We start from the raw sequence: 18,094 nt of genomic DNA, 5'->3' as shown, positions 1-18,094 counted from the left end.
CGCGCCGCGCCGGCGGCTACAGCCCGTAGACGATCCACGCCCCGTCCGGCGACGCGGGCAGCTTGAGCGTGTTCTCGCCGATGCGCTCGAACCGGTAGGCGCGAGCGCCGATGACGATCGACTTCATGTTGGTCCACACGCGGTAGTCGTAGCCCTCGGCGGTCGGCGTGACCTGCAGCACGCGGAACACGGGCGGCACGACCACGGTGATGCGCAGCCGGGCGCTCGCGCTCGCGCTCGCGCTTTCGCTGCCGTTGCCGGACTCCGCCGCGCACGGCAGCGGCACGAGCGTCAGCAGCGCAAGGAGCAACGCGGTCGCCGCGACATGAAAGCGGCGCCCGGTTGGAAGCCGACTTCCCGTCATAAAGCCCGATCCGTCAATCCAGAATGGAGGGGCGCCAGCACGGCACCCTGCCCTCGCATATCGGCAGCGCGGGGGAAAGTTGAAGACTGCCGACGCGCACTGCAGGCGTTCGGCTTCATCGCAACCGGCCCTGCGGCCTACGTACGGGGCGCGATACGGGGGCTAGAACCGGAGGTTTCCAACGTCCCCTCCAGGAGCACACCCATGGCCAGCAAATCGAAAACCACGCCCGCACGCGCCGAGGTCCAGCCGGACCTGAAGCAACCCAGCCACGAGACCCAGCGCTACGGCGAGATCGTGAAGCTGCCGAACGGCCTGTCTGAAAAGGTCTGCAAGCAGAGCGTGGCATTGCTGAACCAGTGCCTGGCCGACACCATCACCCTGCGCGACATGTACAAGAAGCACCACTGGCAGGTGGTGGGCCCGACCTTCAACCAGCTGCACCTGATGTACGACCAGCACTTCGAAGGGCAGGTGCTGCTGGTCGACATCCTGGCCGAGCGCATTCAGCTGCTGGGCGGCATTGCGCTGGCCATGGCCGGTGACATTGCCGAAACCACCAAGATCCCGCGCCCCCCCCGCGGTCGCGAGCCGGCTGCCGTGCAGCTGCGCCGCCTGGCCGAAGCGCACGAGCAGATCATCATCGAGGCGCGCAAGGCGGCCGACGAGGTGGACGAAGCCGGCGACCCGGGCAGCAACGACGTGTTTGTGAGCAACGTGTTGCGCACCAACGAGCTGCAGGTGTGGTTCCTGACCGAGCATCTCGTTGCCGCATCGCCTGTGACCGCCTGATGCGCTGAACGCCTGGCGGGGATCAGCCCCGCCGGGTGGTGGTTCTTTCGCGCGGGGCCGCACGGCCCGCTGCGCGCCCCAAGCCGGTGCACCCGAATTGGCACGTCGCTTGCATAACCTGACCACTTGCTCTGATTAAGCGGTCAAACACCATGCGCGTGCTCGTCGTCTATTGCCACCCGGTCGAAACCAGCTTCCATGCCGCCCTGCACCAGGAGGTGTTAAAAAACCTGCGCGCCGCCGGGCACGAGGTGGACGACTGCGACCTGTACGCCGAGGGCTTCAACCCGGTGCTGTCGCGCGAGGAACGGCTCGGCTACCACGACGTGCCGGCCAACCAGCTGCCGCTGAAGTCCTATGTGGACCGGCTGCAGTGGGCCGAGGGCATCGTGTTCTGCTTTCCGACATGGTGCTTCGGCCTGCCGGCCATGCTCAAGGGCTACTTCGACCGGCTCTTCATGCCGGGCGTGGCCTTCGACATCAGCGACCCGGCCAACGTGAAGCCGATGCTCACGCACATCAAGCGCATCAGCGCCGTGGTCACCTATGGCCGGCCGCGCTGGGTGGCCATGTACATGGGGGACCCGCCGCGCAAGATCGTGACGCGGTACATGAAGCGGCTCACCGGCTGGGGCGCCAAGGTGGACTACCACGCCCACTACCACATGAACGTGGCGACCGAGCCCCAGTTGAAGCGCTTCATGGCGAAGGTCGGCAACGCGATGGCACGCTTCGCATGAATGCGCCGACCCTGCTCGACAACGTGCGGTTGCCGCGCTGGCTGCTGCCGCCCGACTGGCCTCGGCGCGACGGCGTGCCGGTGCTGGCGCGCGTGGCGATCGAAGGCGGCCGCGTGCAGTCGGTGCGCCCGGTGGCCGACACAGGCACCCACACCGCCTCGGGCCGGGATGCGTGGGATGTGGCCGGCACGCTGGCCCTGCCCGGCTTCGTCGACGCCCACACGCACCTGGACAAGGCCTTCACCCTGCCGCGCATGAAGCAGGTGCAGCCCGGCCTGCTGGGCGCCATCGATGCGATGCTGGCCGACCGCGTGCACTGGAGCCCCGCCGACGTGCGCGAGCGCGCCGCGCGCGGCCTGCAGTGGGCCTGGGAATGCGGCACCACGCACGTGCGCACGCACGTCGACTGGTGGGAACCCGACACGCTGCCCATGGCCTGGCCCGTGATGGCCGAGCTGGCGCAGGCGTGGGCCGGCAAGGTGCGCCTGGAGCAGGTGAGCCTCATCAAGCTGCCGCTGTTCGAAGACGCGGCGCAGGCACTGCGGCTCGCCCGGCAGGTAAAAGCCACCGGGCCGCATGCGCTGCTGGGCGGCTTCGTGCACTCCACCAACTGGAGCGAGAACGCGCTGCGCAACCTGCTGGTGTCGGCCCAGGCCTGCGACCTGGACATCGACCTGCACGTGGACGAGGAGCTCAACGCCGCGGCGGTCGGCCTGCAGACCACGGCGCGCATCCTGCGCGAGATCGGCTACGAAGGCCGCGTGGTTTGCGGCCACATCTGCGCGCTGGCTGCCCAGCCCGAGGCGCAGGCCTTCGCCACGCTCGACGCGGTGGCGCGCGCGCCGATCACGGTGGTGTCGTTACCCGCCACCAACCTGCTGCTGCAGGACGCCGTCACCGGGCGCACGCCGCGGCTGCGCGGCATCACGCTGGTGAAGGAAGCGCGCGAGCGCGGCATTCCGCTGCTGTTCGCGAGCGACAACGTGCAAGACCCCTTCTGCCGGCTCGGCAGCTTCGACCCGGTGGAGGCGCTGGGCACGGCCGCGCTGGTGGCGCAGCTGGACGAGCCCTTCGACACCTGGTCGCAGGCACTGTGCCGCGGCGACTGGCTGCGGCGCTCACCGGCGCCGGCCCACCCCACGCTGGTCGGCCAGGCGGCCGACCTGGTGCTCTTCACCGACGCCGACCGCCACGGCTGGCCCTCGCGCACTGCATCGCGCGTGGTGCTGCGCGACGGCGCCGTGGTGCGTGGCGGCGTGCCGGCGGCATGGCGCACCGGCCCACCGGACTGACGCGCCAGCGCCCCGCCCCTCACACAGACAACACCGAACAACCCCAAGGACCTTCCCATGCTCCACGGCTACATCCCGCCCCACCGCTTCCTGCCCTACCTGAGCTGGACCGAAATCGCCGCGCTGCCCGACCGCGAGAACACCGTCATCGTGCTGCCCTGCGGCGCCATCGAGCAGCACGGCCCGCACCTGCCGTGCTCGGTGGACAGCGTGATCAGCTCGGGCGTGATGGGCAAGGCGCTGGAAAAGCTGCCGGCCGACGTGCGCGCCTTCGCGCTGCCGACCATCACCTACGGCAAGTCCGAAGAGCACCTGCACTTTCCCGGCACCATGACGCTGACCGGCACCACGCTGCTGGCCACCGTGATCGAGATCGGCGAGTCGGTGTACCGCTCGGGTTTTCGCAAGCTGCTGTTCGCCAACGGCCACGGCGGCCAGCCGCAGGTGCTGGAGATGGCGGCGCGCGAACTGCGCCTGCGCCACGGCGACTTCGTGATCGTGCCGCACGGCGTGTCCCGCCTGCCCAGCGCGGCGAGCAAGCAGGTAAGCGAGCAGGAGAAAAAGCTCGCGATGCATGCGGGCCATTCCGAGACCGCGCTGATGCTCGCGCTGGCGCCCGACACGGTGCACATGGAGCGTGCGGTGGCCAACTTTCCGCCGCCCTTTCCCATCAAGCTGCTGTCGGCCGACGGCCGCCCGGCCTGCGCCTGGACCGCGCGCGACTTCGGCCCGAGCGGCGTCATCGGCGACCCGACCACGGCCACGCGCGAGCAGGGCGAGGAAATTCTGGACACGCTTTCCGACAGCTGGGCCCAGGCCCTGACCGAGCTGTACGCGCTGCGCTGGGTGGTGCGCGAAGAGGCGACCTGGGAGCGCGGCCACCAGCAGGGCTTCATTCAACAGCGCTTCGAGCCGGCCTGAGCCTGCTTCTTGCATCGACCCTTTCACCGGTTTTCTTTTCACTTCACCCAGCCTTCAAGAGGTCCATTTCATGCGCTCCTTCGCACTGTCCCTGGCCGGCGCCGCCGCCATCGCCTGTCTTGCCGCCGCACCCGCGCAGGCCGAAGACAAGTTCACCTACATGACCAACTGGTACGCGCAGGCCGAGCACGGCGGCTTCTACCAGGCGCTGGCGCAGGGCATCTACAAGAAGTACGGCCTGGACGTAACCATCAAGATGGGCGGCCCGCAGGTCAACATCACGCAGATGATGGCCGCCGGCCAGGCCGACTGCATCATGGGTTCGAGCGACATCCAGATGATGCAGGTGCGCGAAGGCGGCGTGCCGGTGGTGAACGTGGCGGCCTTCTTCCAGAAGGACCCGCAGGTGCTGATCGCGCACGAAGACGTGAAGAAGTTCGAAGACCTGAAGGGCAAGACGCTGCTCATCGGCGCGCAGGCCCAGCGCGGCTACTGGCCCTGGCTGAAGGCCAGGTTCGGCTTCACCGACGAGCAGACGCGCCCCTACACCTTCAACATCCAGCCCTTCGTGGCCGACAAGAACGCCGCGCAGCAGGGCTACCTGACCTCCGAGCCCTACGCCATTCAAAAGGCCGGCGTGAAGAGCACGGTGCTGATGTTCAGCGACCACGGCTTTCCGGCGTACGCCACCACGGTGTCGTGCATGGAAAAGACGCTGAAGGACCGCAACAAGCAGGTCGCCGCGTTCGTGAAGGCCTCGGCCGAAGGCTGGAAGAGCTACCTGGCCGACCCGGCGCCCGCCAACGCGCTGATCAAGAAGGACAACCCCAACATGACCGACGACCAGCTGGCCTACAGCGTGGCCAAGCTCAAGGAGATGGGAATGATCACCGGCGGCGACGCGGCCAAGCTGGGCATCGGCGTGATGACCGACGCGCGCGCCAAGGCGAGCTACGACTTCCTGGTGACGGCCAAGCTGCTGGACCCGGCCAAGGTCGAGCTGGCCAAGACCTACACGACCGAGTTCGTCAAAGACGCCAAGGTTCTGCCCTGACCCCCTGGACCTTGTTCAGCCCTGAAACCAGGCGGCCGCGCGTTGCGGCCGTTCTCGAAAGGCACTACGCATGAATCGCATCGAACCCCACACGCTGGCGCCACCGCCCGGCCTTGCACTCGCACCGTCGGTGCCCGCCGTCGAAATTCTGTCGGCCGACAAGACCTACCCCAACGGCACGCAGGCGCTGCTGCCGGTGGACCTGTCGATCGCCGAGGGCGAGTTCGTCACCTTGCTGGGGCCCTCGGGCTGCGGCAAGAGCACGCTGCTGAAGATGGTGGCGGGCATGCTCGAACCCAGCGACGGTCGCCTGCTGGTGTGGCGCAAGCCGGTGAGCCAGCTGCACGACAGCACGCGCAAGATGTCCTTCGTGTTCCAGTCGGCCACGCTGATGCCCTGGGCCAGCGTGCAGACCAACGTGCGCCTGCCGCTGGACCTGGCCGGCGTGCCGCGCAGGGAGGCCGATGCGCGCGTGGCGGAATCGCTCGAGCTGGTGGGGCTGCAGAAGTTTGCCCACGCGCTGCCGCGCGCGCTCTCGGGCGGCATGCAGATGCGCGTGTCGATTGCGCGCGGCCTGGTCACGCAGCCCGACCTGCTGCTGATGGACGAGCCCTTCGGCGCGCTCGACGAAATCACGCGCCACAAGCTGGACGCCGACCTGCTCGACCTGTGGCGCAAGAAGAAGCTCACGGTGATCTTCGTGACGCACTCCATTCACGAGGCGGTGTTCCTGTCGAGCCGCGTGGTGATGATGGCCGCGCGGCCGGGCCGCGTGGTGGAGCAGTTCCAGATCGACGAGCCCTATCCGCGCAGCGCCGACTTCATGGTCACGCCCGAGTTCGCGCGCTACGCCAAGAAGCTGCAGGACAGCCTGCTGCGCGCCAGCACCACCGAAGAGGAGGCGGCGCCATGACATCCGCGAAGAAGCCGAGCCGCCCCCTGCTGAGCCAGCCGCGCGTGCAGCGCGTGCTCTACCCGGTGCTGATCGGCGTGGTGCTGGTGGCGCTGTGGCAATGGATGGTGGTGGCGATGGAGCTGCCGCCCTACCTGGTGCCCTCGCCCTGGCTGATGATGCAGACGCTGGTGACCGACTGGGCGCCGCTGGGCAGCGCGCTGCTGGTCACGCTGAAGATCACGGTGCTGTCGTTCCTGCTGGCCACGGTGGCGGGCGTGCTGATCTCGTTCCTGTTCGTGCAGAGCAAGCGCATCGAGACCGCGCTCTTTCCGTACGCGGTGCTGCTGCAGGTGACGCCCATCGTGGCGGTGGCGCCGCTGATCATCATCTGGGTGAAGAACCCGGTGGCGGCCATGACGGTGTGCGCGGCGCTGGTGGCGCTGTTCCCCATCATCAGCAACACCACGCTGGGGCTGCGCAGCATCGACCCCGACCTGCAGAGCTACTTCAAGCTGAACCGCGCCACGCGCTGGCAGCAACTGGTGCGCCTGCGCATTCCGAGCGCGCTGCCTTACTTTTTCGGCGGGCTGCGCATTTCCAGCGGGCTGGCGCTCATCGGCGCGGTGGTGGCCGAGTTCGTGGCCGGCACGGGCGGCTCGGGCGCGGGGCTGGCGTACCAGATCCTGCAGGCGGGCTTCCAGCTGAACATTCCGCGCATGTTCGCCGCCCTGCTGCTGATTTCCCTTACCGGTGTCGCGCTTTTCGTGCTGATGGCCTGGCTCACCAAGGTGGCGCTGGGCTCGTGGCATGCGAGCGAACTTTCCCAGGATTGAACTTGACCATGAACGCTCCCGCATCCGTCATCGAGCAACTGCTGCTCGAACTCCCCGACCTCGACTGGATCACCGACGAAGGCCGCGTCACGCGGCTGTCGCAAGACTTCTCGTGGTTCAGCCCGGTGCTCACGCGCCAGCTGAAAGACAAGCGCGCCGACGTGGTCGTGCGCCCGCGCACCGAGGAAGAAATTCGCGCCGTGGTGGGCGCCTGCGCGCGCCGCGGCGTGCCGATCGTCATTCGCGGCAGCGGCACCGGCAACTACGGCCAGACCACGCCGCTGGCGGGCGGCGTGGTGCTCGACATGACCGGCTACAACGCCTGCCTGTGGGTGCGGCCCGGCGTGGCGCGCGCCCAGGCCGGCATCCGCCTGGGCGAGCTCGAAAAACAGACCAAACCCACCGGGCAGGAGATGCGCTGCGTGCCCTCCACCTACCGCAGCGCGACGCTGGGCGGCCTCTTCGGCGGCGGCTTCGGCGGCGTGGGCTCGATCAACTACGGGCCGCTGAGCGCACCGGGCAACGTGATCGGCATCCGCGCGATGACCATCGAGGCGGAGCCGCAGATGGTCGAGCTGCGCGGCCCCGACGCCATGCGCATGCACCACCTGTGGGGCACCAACGGCCTGGTGCTGGAACTGGAGATTGCGCTGGCACCCGCGCACCCGTGGCTCGAGACGCTGGTGACCTTCGACGACTTCGAGAACGCGCTGAACTTCGCGGACAAGCTGGCGAACGCGCCGGGCATCGTGAAGCGCGGCGTCACCTTCTTTGCGGCGCCCATCGGCGAGCACCTGGCGCAACTGGCGGCACATCTGCCCAAGGGCTGCCACACGGTGCTGTCGCTGGTGGCCGAGTCGAACGAGCCCGCCATGATGCTGCTGGTGGAAGCGCACGGCGGTACCGTGGGCTACCGCAAGACGGCCGCCGAGGTGCAAAAGAGCAACCGCACGCTGATGGAGTTCACCTGGAACCACACCACGCTGCACGCACTGAAGATCGACCCGACGCTGACCTACCTGCAGAGCGGCTTCATTCCCGGCAGGCACATCGAGCAGATCATCGAGATGGAAAAGCTGCTGGGCGGCGAGGTGATGATGCACGTCGAGTTCCTGCGCAACGTGGGCGGCCTGCTGACCTGCAGCGGCCTGCAGCTGGTGCGCTTCAGCACCGAGGAACGGCTCAACGAGATCATCGACATCCACCGCGCGCACCACGTGCACATCAACAATCCGCACGTGAACATCGTGGAAGACGGCAAGGCCGGCGGGCCGCTGCCGCCGGAAGTCATCGAGGTGAAGAAGCGTTTCGACCCGATGGGGCTGCTGAACCCGGGCAAGCTGCGCGACTGGCCGGTGAAGCCGGCGCGCACTGCCTGAGCTTCAGCGGCGGCGGCGGCCGAGCACGAAGGCCGCGGCCACGATGGCCAGCGCCAGGCCCCACAGCGGCCACAGGCCGAAGGGAGCCACCCAGCGCGCGTACGGCGTGAGCCCGCGCCGGCCTTCGACGCTCGCTTCGAGCACCCCGCGCGTGAGGCGCGGCAGCGCGTGCGTCACGCGGCCTTCGGCGTCGATGACGACCGTGGCGCCGGTGTTGGTGGCGCGCACCATCGGCCGCGCGAATTCGAGTGCCCGCATGCGCGAGATGGACAGGTGCTCGTCGATGGCCACCGAGTCGCCGAACCACGCGATGTTGCTCACGTTGAGCAGGATGGTGGGGGCGGTGGCCTCGTCCCTGAAGTTGGCGCCGATCTCGTCGCCGAACAAGTCCTCGTAGCAGATGTTCGGCGCGATGCGCTGGCCCTGCCACAGGAACTGCGCCTGCGCGAGCCCGCCGCGCGCGAAGTCGCCCAGCGGAATGTTCATCATCTGGATGAACCAGCGAAAGCCCGTGGGAATGAATTCGCCGAAGGGCACGAGGTGGTGCTTGCTGTACGTGTAGGCCTGCGCGGCGCCGGGCTGGAAGCCGAGCACCGAGTTGCTGTAGGTGCCCTGTCCACCCATCGGCAGGCCGACGATGGCGGCCTGCGTGCCCTGGCTGTAGCGCGCCTGGATGGCTTCGAGGTAGCCGGCCGGCAATTGCTGCGGCAACAGCGGCAAGGCGGTCTCGGGCGTCACCACGAGCGAGGCCTTGGCGTCGCGCAGCTGCTCGCCGTACCAGCGCAGCGCGGTCTCGATGCCGCCACCGGGAACGAATTTTTCGTCCTGCGGGATGTTGCCCTGCAGCAGCGCGACCTGGAGCTTGCCGGTCGCGCCCTTGTCGCCCTGCACGTCGCTGCGCAGCGCAGGCACCAGGTGCGGCACGGCGAACACCAGCGCGAGGAGCACCAGGCCTTGCGCGAACTCGACGGTGCGAACCGGCCGGTGCAGCGCGACCAGTGCCGCGACCAGCGCCGACGCCGCGCCGATGCCGTACACGCCCACCCACGGCGCCAGCGCCGCCAGCGGCCCCTCGACATGCGCATAGCCGCCGGCGCCCCATGGGAAGCCGGTGAACCAGCTGCCGCGCACGAGCTCGGCCAGCGTCCACGACGCTGCGAAGACGAGCGCGCCCGCCACCCGCCCCTTCGGACCGCGCACCACGAACCATGCGGCGGCCGCGGCGTAGTAGAGCCCGAGCGCTGCGGCCAGTGCCACCACGGCGATGACCGCCAGTGGCGCCGGCAACCCGCCGTAGGTGTGCAGGGAAATGAAGAGCCACCAGAAGCTGCCGGTGAGCCAAACGGTCGAGAAGAGCCAGCCGTGCAGGCCGGCACGGCGCCAGCCAGCGCCCTGCGCGCGCAGGCCGTCGAGCAGCCACACCAGCGCGCCCAGCGACAGCAGCTGCAGCCACCACAGCGGCTTGCCGCCCGCAGGCGAGGCCATCGAGAGCGCCTGGGCGAGCCCGGCGGCGCCGAAGCCGAGCAGGCGGAACCAGGCGATCGCGGAGGGGGCGGAGGAAGCTTGCGGGGTGCGCGCCTTCGCTGCGGCGGGCAACGGCATCAGTCGGCCGCGTCGCCGCCGCGGGCCGGCGACACCTTGAACCAGCGCACGGCGCCGCCCTTGGTGTGAAGCACCACGAAGTCGAAGCCGCCCATGGCGTGGTGCTCGCCGCGCTTGGGCACGTGGCCCATCTCGTGCGCGACCAGGCCGCCGATGGTGTCGAAATCTTCGCTGAGCTGTTCTTCGTCGAACACGATGCCGAAGGCTTCGGCCACGCGCTCGATGGGCGTGTCGCCCGACACCCGGTAGGTGTGGTCGGCCAGGCCGAAGATGTCGCCCTCGTCCTCGGCGATGTCGAACTCGTCCTCGATCTCGCCGACGATCTGCTCGAGCACGTCCTCGATGGTGATGAGCCCGGCCACGCGGCCGAACTCGTCGATCACGATGGCCAGGTGGTTGCGGTTGCCGCGGAACTCGCGCAGCAGGTCGTTCAGGCCCTTGCTCTCGGGCACGAAAGTGGCCGGGCGCAGCAACGCGCGAATGTTCAGGCCCGGCGCGCGCTGCAGCTTGAGCAGGTCTTTCGCGAGCAGGATGCCGATGATGTTTTCTTTTTCGCCCTCGTACACCGGAAAGCGCGAGTGCGCGGTGTCGATGACGAGGTGCAGCAACGCGTCGTAGGGCGCGTCGATGTTCACCAGGTCCATGCGCGGCGCGGCGACCATGACGTCGCCGGCGGTCATGTCGGCCATGCGCAGCACGCCTTCGAGCATCACGCGCGACTCGGCGCCGATCACCTCGTTGTCCTCGGCGTCCGCCAGGGTTTCGATCAGCTCGTCGCGCGAGTCTGGTCCGGGGTGGATGAATTCGGCGAGCTTTTGAAGGAAGCCGCGTTTGTCTTCCCGTTCAACGGGAGCGCGTTCAGGGTGAGGTTCGGCCACTGCGGGAGGGCTTAGTTGAGGAGGGGCAAGGATAACGGATTGCACATGACAGGCGCCATCGGACGGGCGGCGCCAGCGGTGCGGCGCCCCTGCGGGAGGCTCAGGAGCCCGATTTTCTGCGGGCGGCGCGCATGCCGCTGCGCACTTCCTGCAGGCTGGCCAGGAAAGACCAGAACTGCTTGGCGCGGCTCTTGAGGGCGAAGTCGACCGCGGCGTAGTGCGCCAGGGCGATTTCGCTCATGCGGCTGTCGAAGGTGGCGCTGGGCAGCTGCAGGTGGGCTTCGGCCTCGGCGCCGCTGCGCACCACGGTGGCACCGGCGTTGCGGGCGATCTTCAGCATCGCGGCGTTTTCGCTCAGCGCATGAATGAAGAGCATGCCCACGCCTTCGTTGCGGGCCACGACCACGGCGCGCTCGAACAGGCGGGCACCGTAGCCCCGGCCGCGGGCGTGCGCCGAGACGGACACGCCGAACTCGGCGCAGTCGCTGTGCTGGTCGCCTGGCGCGAAAGCCAGGTGCGCCATGGCGATGAGGTCGAGGCGTCGGTTGTAGATGCCGAAGAGCTCGTCGCGCTCGAAGTCGAGGCCGTCCACGTAGCGCTGCACCTGTTCGTCGGCCGCCGCGTAGCCGAAGCGCAGGTAGCGGTCGTGCGGTGTCAGGTCGAGCAGGTGGCGCGCGATGCGCTCGCGTTCGCGCGGGCCGATCGAGCGGATCGGCACCATCACGGGTTGAGGCGCGCTGGTGGCGCGCGGTTGCGCCTCGACCATCGGCGCCTTGAGGAAAGAGCCGAGGCCGAGAGACGCTTTGAGGAGGGTCTTGGCGGTGAGCATGGTTCGAATGTAAGGGTTTTCCCTTAATCAACAAGCCAGCAAGGTCAATCGCCGGACACATTCGTGACCCAATGCCGAAGCGCGTGGCGCTCACGCAACCGGATGTGGCTAAACCGGCACAGCCGTGGTGGCCTTGACACGGTCGAGCACGAAGCTGGTCTTGCAGTCCTGCACGCTGGGGTGCTTGAGCAGGGTGTCCATGATGAAGCGGCTGTAGTGCGCCATGTCGGCCACCACCACGCGCAGCAGGTAGTCCATGTCGCCGGTGAGCGCCGCGCACTCGACCACCTCGGGCCAGGTCTGCACGCTGGCGCGGAACAGGTCCATCGGGTTGCGCTTGTGGCTTTCGGTGTGCTTTTCGAGCCGCACGTTGAGGTAGGCGGTGAGCCCGAGGCCGACGGCTTCGGGGGGGACCAGGGCGACGTAGCGGTCGATCACCTTGTGTTCCTCCAGCCGCTTGACCCGGCGCAGCACCGCGCTGGGCGACAGGCTCACCTGTTCCGCAATTTGGTCGTAGGTGGCGCGGCCATCTGCTTGCAGCATGCGCAAAATGAGTCGATCAATCTTGTCCAATGCTTCCATTGCTCTATTTTTGCAGCTTTACTGCGCAAGAGCCAATCATGGCGCCCAAAAACGCAGAAAACCTGAGCGCTGTCCGCCCTACAGTACATGAACGGCCGACTTCACCCCGACATCGCGCCTTATTCATCGAAATCCCCACCTCTTTCGGAGACCGCACATGAGCCATGCCGACGCACCTGCCTTCACCCCCTGGGACAACCCCATGGGCACCGATGGTTTCGAATTCATCGAGTACGCGGCACCCGATCCGGTCGCCATGGGCAAGGTGTTCGAGCGCATGGGCTTCACGGCCGTGGCCAAGCACCGCCACAAGAATGTGCTGCTGTACCGCCAGGGCACGATCAACTTCCTCATCAACGCCGAGCCGGACTCGTTCGCCCAGCGTTTCGCGCGCCAGCACGGCCCCAGCGTCTGCGCCATCGCCTTTCGCGTGCAGGACGCCAAGCTCGCCTATGAAAAGGTCACCGAGCTGGGTGCCTGGGGCTTTGCCGGCACCGCCGGCCCGGGCGAGCTGAACATTCCCGCCATCAAGGGCATCGGCGACAGCATCATCTACCTGGTCGACCGCTGGCGCGGCAAGAACGGCGCGCAGCCCGGCGACATCGGCAACATCGGTTTCTTCGACGTCGACTTCGAGGCCCTGCCCGGGCTGTCGGCCGAAGAGGCGCTGGCGCCCGCGGGCAACGGCCTGACCTACATCGACCACCTGACGCACAACGTGCACCGCGGCCGCATGAACGAATGGGCGAGCTTCTACGAGCGCCTGTTCAACTTCCGCGAAGTGAAGTACTTCGACATCGAAGGCCAGGTCACGGGCGTGAAGAGCAAGGCCATGACCAGCCCCTGCGGCAAGATCCGCATCCCGATCAACGAAGAGGGCAAGGAGCAGGCCGGCCAGATCCAGGAATACCTGGACATGTACAACGGCGAAGGCATCCAGCACATCGCAATGGGCTCGGACGACCTGTACCAGACGGTCGACGCGCTGCGCGCCAAGGGCGTGACGCTGCTGGACACCATCGACACCTACTACGAGCTGGTCGACAAGCGCATTCCCGAGCATGGCGAAAGCGTGGCCGAACTGAAGAAGCGCAAGATCCTGATCGACGGCAAGAAGGATGCGCTGCTGCTGCAGATCTTCAGCGAGAACCAGCTCGGCCCGATCTTCTTCGAGTTCATCCAGCGCAAGGGCGACGACGGCTTCGGCAACGGCAACTTCAAGGCGCTGTTCGAGAGCATCGAGCTCGACCAGATGCGCCGCGGTGTGCTGAGCGCCGCAAAATAAGCTCCCTTCCTTTTTGCTCCAGGAGCCCGGCATGCGCAGCTGCACGTTTTCGATCGGTCTGACTTCCTTCGCGGCGGCAGCCGCCGTGTTGTCCGGTTGCGCCATGGGGCCGTCGGCCTTGGTGACACCGGCGGCCATGCCGCTGGTGGCGGGCTCGCACCTGGACGCGGTGCAGAAGGCGGCGGTGCTTCGCATCTGCACGCCGGGCGACTACAAGCCCTTCAGTTTCCAGAAGGCCGACGGCGCCTTCGAGGGCATCGACGTCGACCTGATGGCGGGCTTCAGCGCCAGCCTGGCCGCCAAGCCCGAGTGGGTCAAGACCACCTGGGCCAACCTGCTGCCCGACCTGGCCGCGGGCAAGTGCGACATCGCCGTGGGCGGCGTGTCGGTCACCACCGAGCGGCAGAAGCGCGCCTTCTTCAGCGCGCCCTACATGGTCAACGGCAAGACACCCATCGCGCGCTGCGCCGACGTGGGCAAGTACCAGAGCGTCGCTGCCATCGACCAGCCGTCGGTCCGCGTCATTTTCAACCCGGGCGGCAGCAACGAACGCTTCGCCCGCGCCAATTTCAAGCAGGCCAAGCTCACGCTGCACGGCGAGAACGTGACGATCTTCGACGAGATCCTCGCCAACCGCGCCGATGTGTTCGTGACCGAGGCGGCCGAGGCCATCACGCAGCAGAAACTCAAGCCGGGCCTGTGCGCGGTCAACCCCGACAAGCCGCTGCAGTACGGCGAAATGGCCTGGATGCTGCCGCGCGACGACGTGGCCTTCAAGTCGTACGTCGACCAATGGCTGCACCTGCAGCAGGCCGGCGGCGACTTCCAGCGCACGATGGACCGCTGGCTCAAGTAACTCTTTCAAGATCGTTTTCATGGACACCTCCGCCGCCGCAGTCGTCACCCCCGCCGTCTACGGTGCTTCCGACCGCCCGCCGCGCGGCGACTACTCGCGTGGCGGCACCGTGCTGGCCGACTACACCTGCCCGCAGGACTGGGCGAGCTACACGCCGGCCGACCATGACACCTACAGGCGGCTCTACGAGCGGCAAGCAGCGCAACTGCCGGGGCTGGCATGCGACGCCTTCATCAAGGCGCTGCCATCGCTCGGCGTGAAAGACCGCATCCCGCGCTTCGACGAACTCAACGAGCGGCTGCACCGCGCGACCGGCTGGGAAATCGTGGCGGTGCCGGGCCTGATTCCGGAACTCCCTTTCTTCACCCTGCTGGCGAACCGCAAGTTCCCCGTGACCGACTGGATCCGCAAGCCCGAGGAGTTCGACTACATCGTCGAGCCCGACGTGTTCCACGACCTCTTCGGCCACGTGCCGATGCTGTTCGACCCGACCTTCGCCGACTATGTGCAGCGCTATGGCGTCGGCGGCATCAAGGCGCACGAACTGGGCGCGGGCGAAAAGCTGGCGCGGCTCTACTGGTACACGGTGGAGTTCGGTCTGATTCGCCAGCCGGAGGGCCTGCGCGCTTATGGCGCCGGCATCCTGAGTTCGGTGGGCGAGCTGAGGCATGCGGTGCTCAGCGACGAGCCGCGCCGGCTGCCGCTGGACCTGCTGCGCACCATGCGCACGCGCTACAAGATCGACACCTACCAGGCCAACTACTTCGTGATCGAAAGCTTCGCGCAGCTGTTCGACCTGACGGCACCCGACTTCACGTCGCTGTACGAATCGCTGGCGTTGGCGTCCGACGTCGAGGCCGGGGTGCTGCTGCAGGGGGAGTCGGGCAAGGCCTGATTTCTTTGAGGGGTTGATCGCCGCGCAGGTATCGCGCGCGCGACATCCCGTGCGCGGTCCCTAGGACAAGCCCGCTGGCGGGAGAGGCACAGTGCCTCTCACAATCCGCGCCAAAGGAGCTTGCATGCAAACATCCGCGCAACACAGCTATCCGGCAGGCGTACCGCTCGAGATCGACCCCGAGCAGTACCGTTCCCTGTCTCACATGTTCGACGAGGCGTTCAGCCGCTATGCCGACCGCCCGTTTTCGGTGTGCATGGAACGCTGGATGTCGTACGGCGAGCTCGACACGCTGTCGAAGGCGCTGGGCGCCTGGCTGCAGTCGCGCGGGCTAGAGCCGGGCGCGCGGGTGGCGATTATGCTGCCCAACATCCCGCAGTTCGCGGTCACCATGTGCGCGGTGCTGCGCGCAGGCTACACCTGCGTGAACGTGAATCCGCTGTACACCGCACGCGAGCTGGAACACCAGCTGAAGGATTCGGGCGCCACGGCGATCGTCATCCTGGAGAACTTCGCTGCCACGCTCGAGAAGGTCATCGAGCGGACACCCTTGAAGCATGTGGTCATGACGTCGATGGGCGATCTTCTGGGCGGGCTGTATGGCGCGTGGATCACGACGGCCGTGCGACATCTGGCGAAGATCGTGCCGGCCTACAAGCTGCCATTGAGCGACGGTCGCACGGTGACGCCGTTCAACCAAGCCATTTCTGAAGGACGCGGGCGCACGCTGGGCCCCGACCAGAGCACGCTCGATTCGATCGCGTTCCTGCAGTACACGGGCGGAACGACCGGCCTGTCGAAAGGCGCTGTGCTGACGCACCGGAACATTGCCGCGGCCACGTTGCAAGCCGAAGCCTGGTTCACGCCAGCGCTGGCACGCGCCGGAGACCTGGCAAAGGTCAACAGCATCGCGGCGCTGCCGCTGTATCACATCTTCGCTCTGACCCTGTGCCTGCTGGTGATCCGCCAGGGCTCGCACATGACGCTGATTCCGAACCCGCGCGACTTCAACAAGTTCATCGCGGTGCTGAAGAAGCGGCCGTTCCACATGTTGCCGGCGGTGAACACGCTGTTCAATGCGCTGCTGATGCACCCGGAGTTCAAGACCGTCGATTTCTCCACGCTGTTTGTCTCGCAAGCAGGCGGCATGGCCGCCTCGGAAGGCACAGCGCGAAAGTGGTTCGAGGCCACAGGCTGTCCAATGATCGAGGGCTGGGGCATGAGCGAAACCTGCGCGATCGGCACCAACAATCCGGTGTCGAACACCAGCTTCACCGGGACTATCGGGCTCCCGTTGCCGAGCATCGAGATTGCGATCAAGGACGACGACGGGAATTCAGTGCCCGTGGGTCAGTCTGGCGAACTCTGCATCAAGGGGCCGAACGTGATGACCGGCTACTACAACCAGCCAGCGGAGACTGCGGCGGCGTTCACGGCAGATGGCTTCATGCGCACGGGTGATATCGCCGTGATGCAAGAAGATGGCTACAGCCGCATCGTCGATCGCAAGAAGGACATGATCCTGGTGAGCGGTTTCAACGTATTTCCGAACGAGCTCGAGAATGTGATTTCGCTGTGTCCTGGCGTGGTGGAATGTGCAGCCGTCGGCGTGCCGGACGAGAAGCAGGGCGAGGCCATCAAGGTGTTCGTGGTTCGCCGGGATACCGCGCTCACCGAAGAGGCCGTGCTTCAGTACTGCCACTCCCAACTCACTGGCTACAAGCGACCAAAACACATCGAGTTCAGGGAGTCGCTGCCAAAGACCAACGTCGGCAAGATCCTGCGTCGTGAACTTCGCTCCAGTGTGAGCGCCTGAATGAGCGGCCATTCAGCGGCGGGCGCCGGATTGCCAGCGAATGTCGTGGTGTTCGAGCGGGGCTGGCTGTCGTCGAACAATGTGCTGTTCGTGGGAAGCGAGGAGACCGCGGTGGTCGATACCGGGTACTCGACGCATGCCGAGCAGACGTTGGCGCTGATCGCGTCAGTGCTGGTCGAGCGGCCGCTCGACCGCATCCTGAACACGCACCTTCATAGCGATCACTGCGGAGGAAATGCGGCGTTGCAGGCGCGCTACCCCGGGGTTTGCACCGACATTCCGCCGGGAGAGGCTCAGTTCGTCGAGCGGTGGGACGAAGAAGCACTGAGTTTTGTGGCAACCGGGCAGGTCTGTCCGCAGTTCGGGGCGACTGGCTTGCTGCGGCCGGGGACGGATTGCTTGCTGGGTGATCGTCACTGGCAGATTCATGCAGCGCCAGGGCACGATCCTCACTCGGTCATTCTGTTCGAGCCGATCTCTCTAACGCTGATTTCTGCAGATGCTTTATGGGAGAGTGGGTTCGGTGTGGCATTTCCGGAGCTGGCTGGCGAGCCCTCTTTCGGGGATATGGCTGCCACGCTGGATTTGATCGAGACGTTGGCGCCGCGTCAGGTCATTCCTGGGCACGGCGCCGTCTTCGGCGATGTCGACACATCCTTGGCCATTGCACGTCGTCGGCTCGATGGTCTGCGCCGCAATCCTGTGAAGCACGCACGGCACGCCATCAAGGTGCTGATGAAATTCAAGCTGCTCGAACTGCAGTCAATTCGACTTGATCAGTGGGACGGCTGGCTGAAAAGCACGCCCTATCTCGCGAGCATTCACGCGCGCTTTTTTAGCGACGTTGAATTGGAGCGATTGACACGCGATATCTTGGATGAATTGATTGTTGTCGGTGCGGCTTCAATGGATCGCTCATTTGTTCACAACGCCTGAGCCGTCAAAATTGTCTTTCAGCCGCCGCAAAGCAAAAAACCCCAGTCATCACTGACTGGGGTTTTCTGGGCTGTAAGAGCCTGACGATGACCTACTTTCACACGGGAACCCGCACTATCATCGGCGCTGAGTCGTTTCACTGTCC

General features: G+C 66.6%; 18 protein-coding genes. 13 read left to right on the top strand and 5 right to left on the bottom strand.

Annotation, left to right across the window (positions count from 1 at the left end; genetic code table 11):
• Window positions 1-16: 16 nt before the first annotated feature.
• Window positions 17-310 (bottom strand): hypothetical protein, encoded by a 294-nt coding sequence (locus ACSFA5_RS26785; RefSeq protein WP_435447088.1) that lies wholly within the window; start codon window positions 308-310, stop codon window positions 17-19.
• A 258-nt stretch (window positions 311-568) separates the two neighbouring features.
• On the opposite strand from ACSFA5_RS26785, the gene ACSFA5_RS26780 reads away from it, so the two are divergent.
• The 8 genes from ACSFA5_RS26780 to ACSFA5_RS26745 all read left to right on the top strand — a co-directional run bounded on the left by ACSFA5_RS26780 (window position 569) and on the right by ACSFA5_RS26745 (window position 8,270).
• Entirely contained in the window at window positions 569-1,156 is a 588-nt protein-coding gene (locus ACSFA5_RS26780) for a Dps family protein (protein ID WP_435447087.1), read from the top strand.
• Window positions 1,157-1,308: 152 nt separating this feature from the next.
• Window positions 1,309-1,896 carry an NAD(P)H-dependent oxidoreductase gene (locus tag ACSFA5_RS26775; RefSeq protein WP_435447086.1) on the top strand — a complete coding sequence of 196 codons (588 nt, stop codon included), beginning with the start codon at window positions 1,309-1,311 and terminating at the stop codon, window positions 1,894-1,896.
• The gene (locus tag ACSFA5_RS26770; protein WP_435447085.1) at window positions 1,893-3,188 is read left to right on the top strand and encodes an amidohydrolase family protein; all 1,296 of its coding nucleotides are present in this window, start codon (window positions 1,893-1,895) and stop codon (window positions 3,186-3,188) included. Before ACSFA5_RS26775 ends, ACSFA5_RS26770 begins: the two co-directional genes overlap by 4 nt.
• 57 nt (window positions 3,189-3,245) lie before the next feature.
• Window positions 3,246-4,109 (top strand): creatininase family protein, encoded by an 864-nt coding sequence (locus ACSFA5_RS26765; protein ID WP_435447084.1) that lies wholly within the window; start codon window positions 3,246-3,248, stop codon window positions 4,107-4,109.
• 70 nt (window positions 4,110-4,179) lie between these two features.
• Window positions 4,180-5,163: an ABC transporter substrate-binding protein gene (locus ACSFA5_RS26760; RefSeq protein ID WP_435447083.1), complete on the top strand. Its 984-nt coding sequence runs from the start codon at window positions 4,180-4,182 to the stop codon at window positions 5,161-5,163.
• A gap of 70 nt (window positions 5,164-5,233) precedes the next feature.
• Entirely contained in the window at window positions 5,234-6,076 is an 843-nt protein-coding gene (locus ACSFA5_RS26755; RefSeq protein ID WP_435447082.1) for an ABC transporter ATP-binding protein, read from the top strand.
• The gene (locus ACSFA5_RS26750; protein WP_435447081.1) at window positions 6,073-6,891 is read left to right on the top strand and encodes an ABC transporter permease; all 819 of its coding nucleotides are present in this window, start codon (window positions 6,073-6,075) and stop codon (window positions 6,889-6,891) included. Before ACSFA5_RS26755 ends, ACSFA5_RS26750 begins: the two co-directional genes overlap by 4 nt.
• A gap of 8 nt (window positions 6,892-6,899) precedes the next feature.
• Complete coding sequence (locus ACSFA5_RS26745) at window positions 6,900-8,270, top strand: FAD-binding oxidoreductase (RefSeq protein ID WP_435447080.1); 1,371 nt, start codon at window positions 6,900-6,902, stop codon at window positions 8,268-8,270.
• 3 nt (window positions 8,271-8,273) lie between these two features.
• Here ACSFA5_RS26745 and lnt read toward each other — a convergent pair whose 3' ends face one another.
• The 4 genes from lnt to ACSFA5_RS26725 all read right to left on the bottom strand — a co-directional run bounded on the left by lnt (window position 8,274) and on the right by ACSFA5_RS26725 (window position 12,161).
• Window positions 8,274-9,872, bottom strand: coding sequence for an apolipoprotein N-acyltransferase (lnt, locus tag ACSFA5_RS26740; protein ID WP_435447079.1), 1,599 nt, complete (start codon window positions 9,870-9,872; stop codon window positions 8,274-8,276).
• Window positions 9,872-10,750 (bottom strand): HlyC/CorC family transporter, encoded by an 879-nt coding sequence (locus tag ACSFA5_RS26735; RefSeq protein WP_435447078.1) that lies wholly within the window; start codon window positions 10,748-10,750, stop codon window positions 9,872-9,874. The genes lnt and ACSFA5_RS26735 overlap by 1 nt, the downstream gene beginning before the upstream one ends.
• 100 nt (window positions 10,751-10,850) lie before the next feature.
• Window positions 10,851-11,579 (bottom strand): GNAT family N-acetyltransferase, encoded by a 729-nt coding sequence (locus ACSFA5_RS26730; protein WP_435447077.1) that lies wholly within the window; start codon window positions 11,577-11,579, stop codon window positions 10,851-10,853.
• A 108-nt stretch (window positions 11,580-11,687) separates the two neighbouring features.
• Window positions 11,688-12,161 carry an Lrp/AsnC family transcriptional regulator gene (locus ACSFA5_RS26725; protein WP_435447076.1) on the bottom strand — a complete coding sequence of 158 codons (474 nt, stop codon included), beginning with the start codon at window positions 12,159-12,161 and terminating at the stop codon, window positions 11,688-11,690.
• A 157-nt stretch (window positions 12,162-12,318) separates the two neighbouring features.
• On the opposite strand from ACSFA5_RS26725, the gene hppD reads away from it, so the two are divergent.
• From hppD to ACSFA5_RS26700, 5 genes are all read left to right on the top strand, one after another.
• Window positions 12,319-13,446, top strand: a complete 1,128-nt coding sequence (gene hppD, locus ACSFA5_RS26720; RefSeq protein ID WP_435447075.1) for a 4-hydroxyphenylpyruvate dioxygenase — start codon at window positions 12,319-12,321, stop codon at window positions 13,444-13,446.
• Between the two features lie 31 nt (window positions 13,447-13,477).
• A complete protein-coding gene (locus ACSFA5_RS26715; protein ID WP_435447074.1) occupies window positions 13,478-14,302 on the top strand; it encodes a transporter substrate-binding domain-containing protein in 825 nt (274 codons plus the stop codon).
• A gap of 19 nt (window positions 14,303-14,321) precedes the next feature.
• Entirely contained in the window at window positions 14,322-15,197 is an 876-nt protein-coding gene (phhA, locus tag ACSFA5_RS26710) for a phenylalanine 4-monooxygenase (protein WP_435447073.1), read from the top strand.
• 124 nt (window positions 15,198-15,321) lie between these two features.
• A complete protein-coding gene (locus tag ACSFA5_RS26705) occupies window positions 15,322-17,013 on the top strand; it encodes an AMP-binding protein (protein WP_435447072.1) in 1,692 nt (563 codons plus the stop codon).
• Window positions 17,014-17,949: an MBL fold metallo-hydrolase gene (locus ACSFA5_RS26700; protein WP_435447071.1), complete on the top strand. Its 936-nt coding sequence runs from the start codon at window positions 17,014-17,016 to the stop codon at window positions 17,947-17,949. It abuts the gene before it with no gap.
• Window positions 17,950-18,094: the final 145 nt, after the last annotated feature.

The organism is Variovorax monticola, from assembly GCF_051216855.1.
In the GTDB taxonomy this organism is placed as follows: domain Bacteria; phylum Pseudomonadota; class Gammaproteobacteria; order Burkholderiales; family Burkholderiaceae_C; genus Variovorax.
The sequence above is the reverse complement of the archived record's forward strand: the minus strand, read 5'-3'. Positions and strand labels throughout refer to the sequence as shown.